Annotated in this window: 13 protein-coding genes; 11 read left to right on the plus strand and 2 right to left on the minus strand. The window is 63.1% G+C overall.

All coding sequences use genetic code 11. The features are described from left to right. Nucleotides 1-8 precede the first annotated feature (8 nt). Nucleotides 9-1235, minus strand: a complete 1227-nt coding sequence (locus tag ACFO3E_RS18375; RefSeq protein WP_066523583.1) for a cytochrome P450 — start codon at nucleotides 1233-1235, stop codon at nucleotides 9-11. A gap of 182 nt (nucleotides 1236-1417) precedes the next feature. Here ACFO3E_RS18375 and ACFO3E_RS18380 point away from each other — a divergent pair, with 182 nt between their 5' ends. The 10 genes from ACFO3E_RS18380 (at nucleotide 1418) to ACFO3E_RS18425 (ending at nucleotide 12480) form a co-directional block, all read left to right on the plus strand. Beyond that, nucleotides 1418-2602: an acyl-CoA dehydrogenase family protein gene (locus ACFO3E_RS18380; RefSeq protein WP_066523582.1), complete on the plus strand. Its 1185-nt coding sequence runs from the start codon at nucleotides 1418-1420 to the stop codon at nucleotides 2600-2602. Nucleotides 2603-2628: 26 nt separating this feature from the next. Next, on the plus strand, nucleotides 2629-3756 hold the full coding sequence (locus ACFO3E_RS18385) for an acyl-CoA dehydrogenase family protein (RefSeq protein ID WP_066523581.1): 1128 nt from the start codon (nucleotides 2629-2631) through the stop codon (nucleotides 3754-3756). Between the two features lie 11 nt (nucleotides 3757-3767). Next, nucleotides 3768-4781 (plus strand): NADP-dependent oxidoreductase, encoded by a 1014-nt coding sequence (locus tag ACFO3E_RS18390; protein ID WP_066528380.1) that lies wholly within the window; start codon nucleotides 3768-3770, stop codon nucleotides 4779-4781. A 32-nt stretch (nucleotides 4782-4813) separates the two neighbouring features. Further along, nucleotides 4814-5965, plus strand: a complete 1152-nt coding sequence (locus ACFO3E_RS18395; RefSeq protein ID WP_066523580.1) for an acyl-CoA dehydrogenase family protein — start codon at nucleotides 4814-4816, stop codon at nucleotides 5963-5965. 119 nt (nucleotides 5966-6084) lie between these two features. After that, nucleotides 6085-7281 carry an acetyl-CoA C-acetyltransferase gene (locus tag ACFO3E_RS18400; RefSeq protein WP_066523577.1) on the plus strand — a complete coding sequence of 399 codons (1197 nt, stop codon included), beginning with the start codon at nucleotides 6085-6087 and terminating at the stop codon, nucleotides 7279-7281. Nucleotides 7282-7375: 94 nt separating this feature from the next. Continuing rightward, on the plus strand, nucleotides 7376-7750 hold the full coding sequence (locus tag ACFO3E_RS18405) for a c-type cytochrome (RefSeq protein WP_066523575.1): 375 nt from the start codon (nucleotides 7376-7378) through the stop codon (nucleotides 7748-7750). A 140-nt stretch (nucleotides 7751-7890) separates the two neighbouring features. After that, on the plus strand, nucleotides 7891-9144 hold the full coding sequence (locus ACFO3E_RS18410) for a CaiB/BaiF CoA transferase family protein (RefSeq protein WP_066523574.1): 1254 nt from the start codon (nucleotides 7891-7893) through the stop codon (nucleotides 9142-9144). After that, entirely contained in the window at nucleotides 9141-9923 is a 783-nt protein-coding gene (locus ACFO3E_RS18415) for an SDR family NAD(P)-dependent oxidoreductase (protein WP_066523573.1), read from the plus strand. Before ACFO3E_RS18410 ends, ACFO3E_RS18415 begins: the two co-directional genes overlap by 4 nt. 11 nt (nucleotides 9924-9934) lie before the next feature. Further along, complete coding sequence (locus ACFO3E_RS18420) at nucleotides 9935-10801, plus strand: enoyl-CoA hydratase (RefSeq protein ID WP_066523571.1); 867 nt, start codon at nucleotides 9935-9937, stop codon at nucleotides 10799-10801. Next, a complete protein-coding gene (locus ACFO3E_RS18425; RefSeq protein WP_066523569.1) occupies nucleotides 10798-12480 on the plus strand; it encodes an acyl-CoA dehydrogenase family protein in 1683 nt (560 codons plus the stop codon). The genes ACFO3E_RS18420 and ACFO3E_RS18425 overlap by 4 nt, the downstream gene beginning before the upstream one ends. Nucleotides 12481-12584: 104 nt before the next feature. Here the strand turns inward: ACFO3E_RS18425 and ACFO3E_RS18430 are convergent, their stop codons facing one another. Beyond that, nucleotides 12585-13346 (minus strand): competence/damage-inducible protein A, encoded by a 762-nt coding sequence (locus ACFO3E_RS18430; protein ID WP_066528377.1) that lies wholly within the window; start codon nucleotides 13344-13346, stop codon nucleotides 12585-12587. Between the two features lie 91 nt (nucleotides 13347-13437). On the opposite strand from ACFO3E_RS18430, the gene map reads away from it, so the two are divergent. Then, a complete protein-coding gene (gene map, locus ACFO3E_RS18435) occupies nucleotides 13438-14262 on the plus strand; it encodes a type I methionyl aminopeptidase (RefSeq protein ID WP_066523561.1) in 825 nt (274 codons plus the stop codon). The last annotated feature ends 182 nt before the right edge of the window (nucleotides 14263-14444 follow it).

Consider the following 14444-nt stretch of genomic DNA (forward strand, 5'->3'; position numbering starts at 1 on the left):
CTCTCTCCTCAGGACCAGTCGAGGATCAGTTTCTCGATGCCGAAGACATGGCCGCCATAGGTGATCGGCGCGGTCCCTTCCTTGATGCGGAAGGTCGGGATGCGCTTCAGCCATTCCTCCAGCCCTACAACGATCTCGCGGCGCGCAAGATGCGAGCCGAGGCAGCGATGCGGGCCATAGGCGAAGGCGGTGTGGCGATTGTCCTCGCGGGTCAAATCAATCTTTTCGGGCTCGGGGAACTCATTGGGGTCGCGGTTGGCGATCATGGTGGCGCAGGACACATAATCGCCTTTGCGGATCGGAGCGCCTTCGAAATCTATGTCCTTCGTGGCGACCCGGATCATCTGGACCGTGGGATAGGCGCGGAGCAATTCTTCGGCGGCGAGAACGATGCGGGAGGGGTCGTCTCGGAGCCATTGTTGGTCGCTGGGGTGACGGGCGAGATAGTTGAGGTCGAAGCCGATCGCGGCGGCCACGGTGTCAAGCCCGGCGACGAACAGAAGGACGCCTGTGCCGCGTATCTCTGCATCGGTCAGCGGACGGTCGTCGATCTTCGCCTGGACGAGGAAGGAGACGAAGTCATCGACCGGCCGCTTGCGCCGTTCGGCAGCGAGGTCGTCGATGAAGGCGATGATGGTTCGGGCAGCGGCGGGGCGCTGGACGTTATCTCCGTGGAGCAGATCGTTGGCCCAGCGGACAAACTCCTGCAGGCGATCGTCGGACAGGCCGAGGAAGCGCAGGAAGATATTGACCGCGAAGGGAAAGGCGAAGTCTTGCATGACATCGCAGCTGGTGCCCGATGCGGCGATGCCGTCGATTAGCGATACGGCGCGTTCGCGAACGGCGGTTTCCAACGCCATGACGCGGCGGGGGGAGAGTAGCGGGTTCAGGAGGGAGCGGAACTTGCCATGGTCTGGCGGGTCCAGTTCCAGCGGGATCATCGGCCAGCTTTCGCCAAGGGCAGAGGCGAAGATGCTGCGGTGGCTGGAGAAGGTTTCGGGGTCCTGCAGAACGCGGCGCTGGTCCTGTGCGCGGGTCACGACCCAGGTGCCGCGGCCGTCGCGGGTGTTTACGGGCGAGTAGAAGATGCGCGGACCTTGATGGACGACAGCGGATGCCGCCTGGGGATCGCCATTGGGCGTTGGTTGCATGCCGGGGGAGGAGAAAAGGCTGAAATCGCCGACCATTTCGGGCGGGACATGGGCCGGAATCGGGCGGGTTGCCAGCGTTTCCATGAATGAACTCTCCAATTAAACGCGACTCGGGAGGCGTGCGCTCTTATAAATTCTGCATTATGGTATAGTTTATGAGCGCTGCCAACCGGGTGATTTTTGTCCGCCCGTGCAATTTAATCCTAGCCATGAGTGCAGAATTGGCATAAGGATCAGTCCATGAGCAGCACAGGGACAAAAGGCTGATGGCCGACCTCATGGCAGATGAAGCCCAGGCGTTCCGGGCGGAAGTCCGGGCCTGGCTGAAGGCGAATTTCCCGCCTTCGATGACCGGCGTGCCCGGCCTTCTGTTCCAGGGCGATCGGCATGCGGCGGAGTCCAATGCGGATTATCAACTGTGGCGCCAGCGCATGGCGGACAAGGGATGGGGCGTGCCCAATTGGGAGCCACGCTATGGCGGCGCGGGCCTCACGGCGGCCCATGGCAAGATCATCGGCGAGGAACTGACGGCGATCGGCGGTTTTAACCCGATCCGCAGCTATGGCACGATGATGCTGGGCCCTACCCTGCTGGAATTCGGCAATGAGGAGCAGAAGCTGGCGCATTTGCCCTGGATTGCCAGCCATGAGCGGCGCTGGTGCCAGGGTTTTTCCGAGCCCGGCGCGGGATCGGACCTGGCGTCGCTGCAGACCAAATGCAACGACATGGGTGACCATTGGCTGGTCAGCGGGCAGAAGATATGGACGTCCGGCGCGGATCAGGCCGACTGGTGCTTCGCGCTGGTGCGGACCGATACGAGCAAGAAGCAGGGCGGCATCAGTTTCCTGCTGATCGACATGAAATCCGAAGGGATCGAGGCGCGGCCAATCGTGCTGATCAGCGGATCGACCCACTTCTGCGAAGTCTTCTTCAACGATGTGAAGGTGCCCAAGGGCAATCTGGTCGGAGAGGTGAACCAGGGCTGGACCATCGCCAAACGGCTGCTGCAGTTCGAGCGCAACAGCCTGTCGGAGGTGAAGGCGGAAATCACGCCGCTCGCCCCGCTGGCGCATCAATATCTGGGCACGGACGTGCTGGGCCGGGTGGATTGCCCCGACCTGCGCGCGCGCATGGTGCGCAACGCCATGCGGCACGAAGCCTATATGGCGACCGTCCGCCGCTTTGCCGAGGAAGCCAAGGCCGGCGGAGGCATCAGCAGCGGCGTGTCCGCGCTCAAGAATTTGTGGTCCGGCATCATCCAGGAACGGGCGGAACTGCTGACCGAATTGATGGGAGCGAACGGCCTGGGCTGGGCGGGCTCCGCCTATGGTGAGGCAGAGCGGGAGGCAACGCGCGCGCTGCTGCATAGCAAAGCCTTTTCCATCTACGGCGGCAGCTACGAAGTGCAGAATAATATCACCGCGAAAAGAACATTGGGCCTTCCGGCCTGAACGCGGACGGGAATGGGATCGGGAGGATGCTGAACGAAGAACAGCAGATGCTGAAGGACATGGCGTCGGAATGGGTGCGCGACCGCGTGCCGGTAACGGCGCTGCGTTCGCTCTACGGCCATGGCGGTGGCGGCGTGGAAGGCTCAATCGGACATGATGCCGCAGCCTGGGCGGAAATGGCGCAGATGGGCTGGTGCGGCATTGTCGTGCCGGAGAAGCAGGGCGGATCGGACTTTGGCTATCGCAGCATGGGGCTGGTGCTGGAGGAGCTGGGGCGGACCCTGGCGGCGTCTCCGCTGCTGAGTTCCGGGCTGGTCGCGGCGTCGGCGCTGCGGTTGGGCGGCACGGATGAGCAGAAGGCGCGCTGGTTGCCGGGAATAGCGGATGGATCGGTGATCGGGACGCTGGCGATGGACGAAGGCGCACATCATGCGCCGGAGAAGATCAGGCTGACGGCGGAGGCTTCCGGTTCAGGCTGGAAGCTGAATGGGGTCAAACGGCCGGTGCAGGACGGAATGGTGGCGCAGTTCGCCATCGTCGCGGCGCGCACCGGCGATGGCGTCACGCTGTTCCTTGTCGAAGCCGATGCGCCGGGGCTGACGCGGGAACCGCTCGATCAGGTCGATGCGCGAGTGCCTGCGGCCTGGAGTTTTGCCGATGTTGCGGTGGAACCGGAGGCGGTGCTGGGCCAAGTCGACAAGGGGGCGGAGTTGCTCGACGCCATTCGAGATCGGGCTGCGGTTGGGATTGCCGCCGAAATGCTGGGCAGCGCAACGCAGGCGTTTGAGACGACATTGGATTATCTGAAGACCCGCGTGCAGTTCGGCGCGGTCATCGGGTCCTTCCAGGCATTGCAGCATCGTGCGGCGGAGCTGTTCGGCGAGTTGCAATTGGCCCGGTCAGCCGTGGAAGAAGCGCTGACGGCGATCGACGAGGACAGCCCCGCCCTGCCCGGCCTGGCGTCTCTTGCCAAGGCGATTGCGGGCGAGACGGTGCATCAAATCTCCTCGCAGATGGTGCAGCTGCATGGCGGCATCGGCATGACGCATGAGCATGATGCGGGGCTTTATCTGAAGCGCGCCCGGGTGGCGGAGCAATGCTATGGATCGACCGCATGGCATCGCGAACGCTGGGCGCGTCTGAACGGCTATTGAAAGAGGCGGCCATGCAATCGCGTGAAATACAGTTGAAGCGCCGCCCGGTCGGCAAACCCGTCGCCGAGGATTTCACCTGCGCCAGCAGGGACGTGCCGCCGCCTGCCGAAGGCGAGGTGCAGGTGCGCAACCTGTGGATGGCGGTCGATCCGGCCATGCGAGGCCGGATGGACGATGCGAAAAGCTATGTGCCGCCTTTCGCGCTCGACGCCGCGATGGAAGGACCGGCGATCGGCGAGGTGATCGCGTCGCATGATCCGGACTTTGCGCCGGGCGACCTTGTCTTTTCCCGGCTGGGCTGGCGGGAGGCTTTCAACGCACCGGCAAGCGCCTTGCAGAAGCGGGACAAGCATGCCCTGCCGTCTCAGGCATGGCTCTGTTTTGCGGGGATGCCGGGGCTGACCGCCTATGCCGGGCTGCTGCGGATCGCGCAGCTGAAGGCGGGCGACGTGGTGTTCGTGTCCGCGGCTTCCGGAGCCGTGGGATCGATCGCCTGCCAGATTGCGCGCAATATGGGGTGCCCGGTCATCGGCTCTGCGGGCGGGCCGGACAAGGTGGCGTTCCTGCGCGAGGTGCTGAAGGTCGATGCGGCGATCGATTACAAGGCCGAGCCCAGCCTGACCAAGGCGCTGGCGCGCGAGGTGAAGGCGATCGGCGCGAGCGGTATCGACGTTTATTTCGAGAATGTGGGCGGGGATCATCTGCAGGCGGCGCTGTCGCTGGCGAACAATTTCGCACGCTTCGCGGTGTGCGGGATGATCTCCCAATATAATGTGACCGATGCGCCGAGCGTGCCCCGGAACCTGACCATGATCATGACCAAGCGCATCCGCATGGAGGGCTATATCGCGCTCGACCATATGGATCTGGAGGCGGAGATGGTCGAGCAGATGACCGCCTGGAGCGCGGCCGGGCAGATGGCGTCGGCCGAGACGATTTATGAAGGCATCGACAAGGCGCTGGACGCCTTTTGGGGCCTGTTCAGCGGGGCCAATATCGGCCGCACCATGGTGAAGCTGAGCTGACCTGCACGAATTCCGGAGAGGAGATTTCATAAATGGACGCCGAGACGTTCGACATGTTCCGCACTACCGTGCAGCGCTTCGTGGCGGAAAAGCTGATCCCCGCCGAGGACGAGGTGGAGGAAGCGGATGCCGTGCCCGAGCGCATCATCCAGCAGATGCGTGAAATGGGCCTGTTCGGCATTTCCGTGCCGGAAGAATATGGCGGCCTTGGCTGCACCATGGCCGAGGAAGCGGCGATCATCCGCGAGATCACACGGGCTTCCGTCGTGTTCCGGTCGGTCATCGGCACGACCGTTGGGATCGGTAGCCAGGGCATCGTCATGGACGGAACCGAGGCGCAGAAGCGGGAGTGGCTACCTAAATTTGCGACGGGCGAGGCGATTGCGAGCTTTGGGCTGACCGAGCCTGAGGCCGGGTCGGATGCGGCTTCGTTGCGGACGGTGGCGGTGAAGGAAGGCGACACCTACCGCATCAGCGGGACGAAGCGCTACATCACCAATGCACCGCGCGCGAGCGTCTTCACGCTGATGGCGCGGACCGAGCCGGACATCAAGGGCGCGGGCGGCATTTCCGCCTTCATCCTGCCTGCCGACACGCCGGGCATTACGCTGGGCAAGCCGGACAAGAAGATGGGGCAAAAGGGTGCCGTCACGACTGATGTGATCCTGGAGGACGTAGTGGTGCCTGCCGCGAACATAATCGGCGGAGTGCCGGGGCGCGGTTTCAAGACGGCGATGAAGGTGCTGGATCGCGGGCGTATCCACATCGCCGCCGTGGCGCTGGGCATGTGCCAGCGGCTGATCGACATGGCGCTGGGCTATGCGATGGAGCGCAAACAGTTCGGGCAGCGTATCGCGGACTTTCAGCTTGTGCAGGCGATGCTGGCGGACATGAAGGTCGATATGCTGACCACCGAGGCGCTGATGCAGTCGGTCGCGGCGAAATTCGATGCTGGCGAGCCGGTGAGCATGGAGTGCGCGGCGCTCAAATATCACGCGTCGGAGGCTGTGGGGAGGATCGCCGACAGGGCGGTGCAGATCTATGGCGGTGCGGGTTATATGGCCGAGTATAAGGTCGAACGCTTCTATCGCGATGTGCGGCTGCTGCGCATTTATGAGGGCACCAGCCAGATCCAGCAGACTATCATCGCACGGCAGATGATCCGGCAGGCTGAGGCCCGGTGAGGCGATCGTGAACCTTTCCATCGGTTCGGTTCGAGCCTGTCGAGACGCATCTCGACAAGCTCGATGCTGCTCGAACCGAACGGAGACTAGAAACTGATATTTGCACAAAGGTAATTCCCATGCGCAGAGCCGCTATCGTCGCCCCTATCCGCACTGCTGTCGGCAAATATGGCGGTTCCCTGAAGTCCATGACGGCGGGCGATCTGGGTGCGATCATCATCAAGGCGCTGGTGGAGCGCACGAAGATCGATCCCGAGCGCATCGACGATGTCGTCTTCTCGCAGGGCTATGGCAATGGCGAGGCACCGTGCATCGGGCGCTGGTCGGCTCTGGCTGCGGGATTGCCGGAGTCCATTCCGGGTGTGCAGTTGGACCGCCGTTGCGGGTCCGGATTGCAGGCGGTGATTGATGCGGCGATGCGCATTCAAACGGGCGCTGCCGATATCGTCGTTGCGGGCGGCGTGGAGAGCATGTCCAACGTGGAATATTATTCGATCGACCATCGCTGGGGCGCGCGGTCGGGATCGACGCAATTTCATGACCGGCTGACGCGGGGGCGCGTCATGTCGCAGCCGATTGCTCGCTACGGGATCATCAGCGGGATGATCGAAACGGCGAATAATCTGGCGCGGGACTATGACATCTCACGCGAGGCGTGTGACGAATATGCGGCGATGAGCCATCAGCGGGCCGCGGCCGCCTGGGACGCGGGGAAGTTCGATGATGAACTGGTGCCGGTGCCCGTGCCACAGCGGAAGGGCGAGCCCGTGATGTTCGCCAAGGATGAGGGGTTTCGCGCGGATGCGACGCCGGAATCACTCGCGCTGCTGAAGCCGATCGAGAAGGACGGCGTGGTGACTGCGGGCAATGCCAGCCAGCAGAATGATGCGGCGGCGGCTTGCCTGGTCGTGGCGGAGGACAAGCTCAGCGAACTGGGGCTGGAACCCATGGGTTTTCTGCACAGCTGGGCGGCGGCGGGGTGCGACCCTTCGCGGATGGGGATCGGCCCGGTGCCTGCTGTCGAGCGGCTGTTTGCGCGGACGGGGCTGGGCTGGAAGGATATGGATCTGGTCGAGCTGAATGAGGCTTTCGCGCCGCAGGTACTGGCGTGCCTTAAAGGGTGGGGCTGGGATGATCGAGACAAGCTCAACGTGAATGGCTCGGGCATTTCGCTTGGGCATCCGATTGGGGCGACGGGCGGGCGCATCCTGGCAAACCTGCTGCGGGAATTGCAGCGGCGCGAGGGGCGCTATGGGCTGGAGACGATGTGCATCGGCGGCGGGCAGGGTCTGGCGGCGGTCTTCGAACGGGCTTAAGCGGCTTCAATTGCTGTTCAGACTCGGATTGCTATTGGCTATTTATGCACGCTGGTACAGGTTCTTGCCGGCAATGAAGGGAAAAGGATAACAGATGCTTGTTCGAGCCGCCGCACTCGCTGCCACCTTGCTGATCGCGACCCCCGCGCTCGCCCAGAGCGGCGATGCCGTGAAGGGCAAGGGCGTGTTCGCCCGCTGCGCGATCTGCCATTCGGTCGAGGCTGGGCCGAAGAAGATCGGGCCTTCGCTGTCGGGGCTGTTCGGCCGCACGTCTGGCACCGCGCCGGGCTTTACCTATTCGACGGCGATGAAGAATGCGAAGATCCGTTGGGACGCGAAATCGCTCGACGCCTTCCTTGCAAAGCCTGCCGCCAAGGTGCCGGGCAACAAGATGGTGTTCGCCGGGCTCGCCAATCCCGCCGACCGCGCGAATGTGATCGCCTATCTGGCGGGCGCGACCAAGAAATGAGATGAAAAGTATCCTATAGTGCAATAATTCTTGTGCTACGGCTCCGGTCCCGCTATTTGTTGCAGCATAGAGTGCAGCAATATGCAGGGACTGGAGAGGATGCGAAAATCTGAACGCGGGATGCTGGCGGGAGCGCGCCGATGAACGCGCGCGCGCTGGAAGGCATCAAGGTGCTGGACCTGTCCCGCGTCCTCGCCGGACCATGGTCGACGCAGATCCTGGCGGACTTCGGCGCCGATGTGATCAAGATCGAGCTGCCGGGCCATGGCGACGATACGCGCGCCTGGGGACCGCCTTATCTGACCGGCGCGGATGGCGAGCCGGAGATCGGCACCAGCGCCTATTACCTGTCCTGCAACCGCAACAAGCGGTCGGCTGCGATCAACCTCGCGACGCCGGAGGGCGCGGAGCTGATCCGCAAGCTGGCGGCGGAAGCGGATATTGTCGTCGAGAATTTCAAGGTTGGCGGCCTCAAGAAATATGGCCTCGATTATGACAGTCTGAGCGCGATCAACCCGCGCCTCGTCTATTGCTCCATCACCGGCTTTGGCCAGACCGGCCCCTATACGGACCGGGGTGGATATGACTTTGTCGCGCAGGGCATGGGCGGCTTCATGAGCATCACCGGACAGGAGGATGGCGGGCCGCTGCGCGCGGGCGTCGCCATGGCGGACCTTTCGACCGGCATGTTCGCGACGGTGTCGATCATGATGGCGCTGCGCCATGCCGAGCGGACGGGCGAAGGGCAGCAGATCGACGTGTCGCTGCTGGATACGCAGATCGCGATGCTGGCCAATCAGGGGATGAACTGGCTGGTGGGCGGTGTCGTGCCTGGGCGGCTGGGCAACCGGCATCCGACGGTCGTGCCCTACAAGACGTTCGAGGTTGCAGACGGCGTAATGATCATCGCGGTGGGCAATGACCGGCAATTCCGCGCGCTGTGCGAGGAGATGGGGCATCCGGAACTGAGCAGCGATCCCCGCTTCGCAACCAGCGCCCAGCGCCTGATCAACCGGGACGCGATCGAGGCGAAGGTGCAGGAGCTTGTCCGCCCGTTCGAGCGGGACGAGCTGATGGAGCGTTTCGTTGCCAAGGGCGTGCCCGCTGGACCGGTCAACACGATCAAGGATGTGTTCGAAGACCCCTTTGTCGAGGCGCGCGATACCGTCCACCGTTTCCGGCGCGAGGATGACGGAGTCGAGATTCCCACAGTAGCCTATCCGGGCAAGCTGTCGGCGACACCTGCCGACTACCGCTACTGCCCGCCACGCGTGGGCGAACATAGCCGTGAGATATTGGGTGAGTGGCTGGGCCTGAACGACGCCGCGCTGGACGCGCTGGCAGACCAGGGCGCAATCGCGCAGCGGCCTGCAACGGAGAGGACAAAAGCATGAAGCTGGATCAAAGCGTGGCCGCCGTCGTGACAGGCGGCGCATCGGGGCTGGGCGAAGCCACCGCGCGAGCGCTGGCGGCCAGGGGCGTGAAGGTCGCCCTGTTCGACTTCAATGAAGAGACCGGAAACAAAGTCGCGGCGGAGATCGGCGGCGCCTTCTGCAAGGTGGACGTGACGGACGAGACGTCGGTCGATGCGGGTTTCGAGAAGGCCCGCGCGGCGCATGGGCAGGAACGGATCATCGTCAACTGCGCGGGCACCGGCAACGCGGTCAAGACCGCAAGCCGCGACAAGACCACCGGCGAGACCAGGCACTTCCCCCTCCATTCCTTTGAAAAGATCATCCAGATCAACCTGATCGGCACCTTCCGCTGCTGCGCCAAGTCGGCGCAGGGCATGCTGGACCTGGAACCGCTGGCCGATGGGGCGCGCGGCGTCATCATCAATACCGCCAGCGCGGCGGCCGAGGATGGGCAGATCGGGCAGACCGCCTATGCCGCGTCCAAGGGCGGCGTCGTCAGCCTGACGCTGCCAATGGCGCGCGACCTGATGAATGACGGTATCCGCGTCAATTGCATCCTGCCGGGCATTTTCGACACGCCGCTGATGGCCCGGGCGTCGGACACGGTGCGCGCCTCGCTCGCAGCAACGGTGCCCTTCCCCAAGCGGTTCGGCCAGCCTGCCGAATTTGCCGCGATGGCGGTAGCGATGATCGAGAATGACTATTGGAATGGCGAAGATGTGCGGCTCGACGGGGCCATCCGCATGGCTCCGCGCTGAGGAGAGTTTCGATGAGCGAAGAGGCGCAGCCTGAATATGTGACCTATGACGTCAAGGACGGCGTGGCATGGGTGATGCTCAATCGCCCGCAATATAGCAACGCGCAGAATTACCGGCTGCTGGGCCAGTTGGACGACGCGTTCAAGCGCGCCGTCGAGGATGACGAGGTCAAGGTCATCGTGCTGGGCGGTGAAGGCAAGCATTTTTCCGCCGGGCATGACATCGGCACGCCTGAGAAGGACAGCCACATGCCGCGCATCCGCACCAGCATGTGGTGGGATCATCTGAACAAGGGTGGTGCAGAGCGGCAATATGTGCTGGAGCAGGATGGCTATCTGGGCCTCTGCCGCCGCTGGCAGGAAATCCCCAAGCCGATGATCGCCATGGTGCAGGGCGCCTGCATCGCGGGCGGATTGATGCTCGCGTGGGTGTGCGACCTGATCGTCGCGTCGGACGATGCCTTTTTCCAGGACCCGGTGCAGCGCATGGCTCAACCGGGAGTGGAATATTTCGCCCATGCGTTCGAATTGCCGCCTCGGGTCGCACGGGAGCTGCTGTTACTCGGAAGGCGCATGCCGGCGCAGCGGGCTTATCAGTTCGGCATGGTCAACGAGATCTTCCCGCGCGAGACGCTGAGGGAGGAAGTGGCCAAGATAGCTGCCGAGATCGCCCAGCATGACCGGTTTGGCCTTGCGATTACCAAGCAGGCGTTTAACTTTGTGGAGGATCTGCGTGGCAAGCGGCAGGCGATGGACGGCGTTTTTCACATGCACCACCTCGCCCATGCGCATAACCAGTTAATGACCGGCAACCTTGTCGGCGGGCTGGATGCAAAGGCCATGGCGGCAGCGAACAAGAAACAGGCGGGGGAAGAATGAGCGTAGCTGTGGAACTGGACAAGACGGTGCTGATCCTTCCCGACTTGCCAGCCATGCTTTCAGGCGCGGCGGATGCGGCGCAATCCTTTGTCGCCGCAGCCCGGCCGCATGTGAAGGCGCGGATCACTGATGACAGCGGCAAGGTGGACCGTGTGCTGGCCGATGTGGAGCAGCATGTGGTGCACGGCTTTGGCTGGTTCGCTTCCTATGCGGAAATGATGCGCGAGGTGGCCGGCTGGGCTGCCAATCTGACCACGCAGGGCGCGTTCGGGGAAATCGAGGCGCTGCTCGCGCAGCTGCTGTTCGCTGAATATGGCGCGCAAATGCTGGGCGGCATTCCGATGAACCAGGGCGAGGTCATCCGGGCGACGGACCTGACCGATGACCTTTCGGCATTGGACGCCCCTGCCTTCCGTACGCTGGTCCGCAAAGGCGGTACTCAGGCGGTGAAGAGCGCCATTGCGCGTCATCTGGCCCATCAGCGCGGACATGCGACGCTGGAAAATTGCGGCCTGGATGACATGTTCAACATGGTGCGCGAGCAATTTTTTGGCTTTTCCAATGAGAAGGTCGCGCCTTTCGCGCATGAGTGGCATCTGAAGGATGAACTGATCCCCCTCCCCCTCGTCGAGGAACTGGGCGAGATGGGCGTGTTCGGCATGACCATCCCGGAGGAATTTGGCGGCCTTGGCATGGGCAAGACCGCCATGTGCGTGGTGTCCGAAGAACTGTCGCGGGGGTGGATCGGCGTCGGGTCGCTCGCCACGCGGTCGGAGATTGCGGCGGAACTGATCCTGACCGGCGGGACCGATGAGCAGAAGGGCCACTGGCTGCCGCAGATCGCCAATGCCTCCATCCTGCCAACGGCCGTTTTTACCGAGCCTGATACGGGGTCCGACCTGGGATCGCTGCGGACGCGCGCGACCTTGGCGGATGGGGAATATCGGGTGAATGGGAACAAGACCTGGATCACCCACGCGGCGCGAGCTGACGTCATGACGCTGCTGGTGCGGACTGATGGCGAGACCAAAAATTATAGCGGCCTTTCCATGCTGATCGCGCCCAAGCAGCGCGGGACCGTCGAAGAGCCCTTCCCCACGCCGGGCATGAGCGGCGGGGAGATCGAGGTGATCGGCTACCGCGGCATGAAGGAATATGAGATCGGCTTTGACGATTTCCGGGTGCCTGCGGTGAACCTGCTCGGCGGGGTCGAGGGTCAGGGCTTCAAGCAATTGATGGCGACATTCGAAAGTGCGCGCATCCAGACTGCCGCGCGGGCGATTGGCGTGGCGCAGGCGGCGCTGGACATCGGGCTGTCCTATGCGCTGGATCGCAAGCAGTTCGGGCGGTCGATCTTCGACTTTCCGCGCGTCGCCAACAAGCTCGCCATGATGGCGGCGGAGATTATGGGCGCACGGCAGCTCACCTATTTCGCGGCGCGGCGGAAGGATGAGGGGAAGCGCTGTGACCTTGAAGCGGGCATGGCGAAGCTGATCGGCGCGCGGGTCGCCTGGGCGGCGGCGGACAATGCTTTGCAGATCCATGGCGGGAACGGCTTTGCCACGGAATATCAGGTTAGCCGTTTGCTGGCGGATGCCCGGATTTTGAATATCTTTGAGGGTGCGGGGGAAATTCAGGCGCAGGTTATTGCGCGGCGATTGTTGGATGGGGGGAATTGATACCAACGATTATCGTCATCCCAGCGAAAGCTTCGGATCTCGTAGGGCTGCACGGTGCTTCAATAAATGCCAGCTTTCGCTGGCATGACGAACGTGGCGAGCGCTTAAATCCCTCCGGCCACGACCGGCCAACCGCCCTGCTCCAGCGCGGCGCTGAGGGCGGCGACGCAACGGTCGAGAGCGGCTGCGTCAGTGGAGCGGATCACGAAATTCGCGCCGGTCTTCCCTTCGCGGAAAAAGGGATAGCTGCCGATCTGGCATTGTGCATGCGCCCGCTCCGTCGCGCCGAGAAGGTCGGCGATCTCGCTCTCGGCAACCCAGCAGCCGATCTGCGCGGACAGGACAGGCAGGCCGCCTTCCAACGTGCCGGTCAGGCTGTCGAGCATGCCAGCGGTGATGTGCGGCACGCCGGCCATGATGAAGATATTGCCATGCCGGATGCCCGGCGCGCCTGACATGCGGTTTTCGATCAGGCTGGACCCTGCCGGGACGCGGGCCATGCGCAGCCTTGCTTCGGTCAACCCGCCACGCGTTTCATAATAGCCCGACAGCATCGCGCGGGCTTCGGGATGGATTTCCACCTCCACCTCCAAGGCGCGCGCGATGGCATCGACGGTTATGTCGTCATGCGTCGGGCCGATGCCGCCGGTGGTGAAAAGATAGTCGTTGCCGGTGCGTAAGCTGTTGACCGCTTCGACGATGGCATCGCTTTCATCGGCGACCACCCGGACTTCGCGCAGCCTGATCCCTTGCACATTGAGCCAGGAGGCAATCTGGGCGACATTCTTGTCCTGGGTTCGGCCGGACAGGATTTCGTCTCCGATCACGATCAGCGCGGCTGTCCAGATGCGTTCAGGTGCTGGCATGAGGCAGGCCATAGCCTGTGCATGCGCTGCTGCCTAGCGGGTGCGAACGGGGGCCTCGCAATATTAAGCCCGTCCGCCTATAATCAGTTGCATGACCGAATATATGACGATGACGGCGGACGCGCCGATTTCCCGATCGACGGCGATCAAACTCTATGACGCTGCCGGTTTCGACGGCATGCGCAAGGCCGGGCGACTGGCGGCTGAAATATTGGACGCGCTGGTTCCGCATGTCGTGCCGGGCGTCACTACTGGCGAGCTGGACGATATCGTGCGCCGCATGACGCTGGACGGTGGCGGGGTGCCTGCTACGCTGGGCTATCGCGGCTATACACATAGCTGCTGCATCTCGCTCAACAATGTCATCTGCCATGGCATCCCGGGCGAGCAGAAGCTGAAGGATGGCGACATATTGAACATCGACGTGACGCCGCTGGTCGATGGCTGGCATGGCGACACGAGCCGGATGTATATCGTCGGCGAAACGAGCATCAAGGCGCGGCGGCTGGTCGAGGTGACTTACGAATGCCTGATGCTGGGGATCGAGCAGGCCAAGCCCGGCAATCATCTGGGCGACATAGGCTATGCCATTCAGAAGCATGCGGAAAAGTATCGCTATGGGGTGGTTCGGGACTTTTGCGGCCATGGGCTCGGCCGCGTGTTCCATGACAGCCCCGAGGTGGTCCATGTCGGCCGTCCGGGCACTGGCCCCGAACTGCGCCCGGGCATGTTCTTCACCATCGAACCGATGATCAACATCGGCAAGCCGGGCGTGAAGATGATGGAGGACGGCTGGACTGCCGTCACCCGTGACCGCACGCTGTCGGCGCAGTTCGAACATAGCATCGGCATCACCGAAACCGGCTGCGAGATCTTCACAAAGAGCCCGGCGGGGCTGGACGCGCCGCCTTATTGAACGGACGTGCAGCTGCCCAAAAAACAGGCAGCATGTGAGCAGCTTGCCCTGAATTCAGGCAATATGGACAAAGATTGTCGCATCGCCGAAAGCGGGATGTAGCGATTCGCCAATTGGCACGGTAATTGATTGTCGCAAGGGACGGCGCATGTCTCGGGGGGCATGATGATCGTCGCTGGAAT

It is taken from the genome of Sphingobium tyrosinilyticum, from assembly GCF_042654265.1.
Classification (GTDB): Bacteria; Pseudomonadota; Alphaproteobacteria; order Sphingomonadales; family Sphingomonadaceae; genus Sphingobium; species Sphingobium tyrosinilyticum.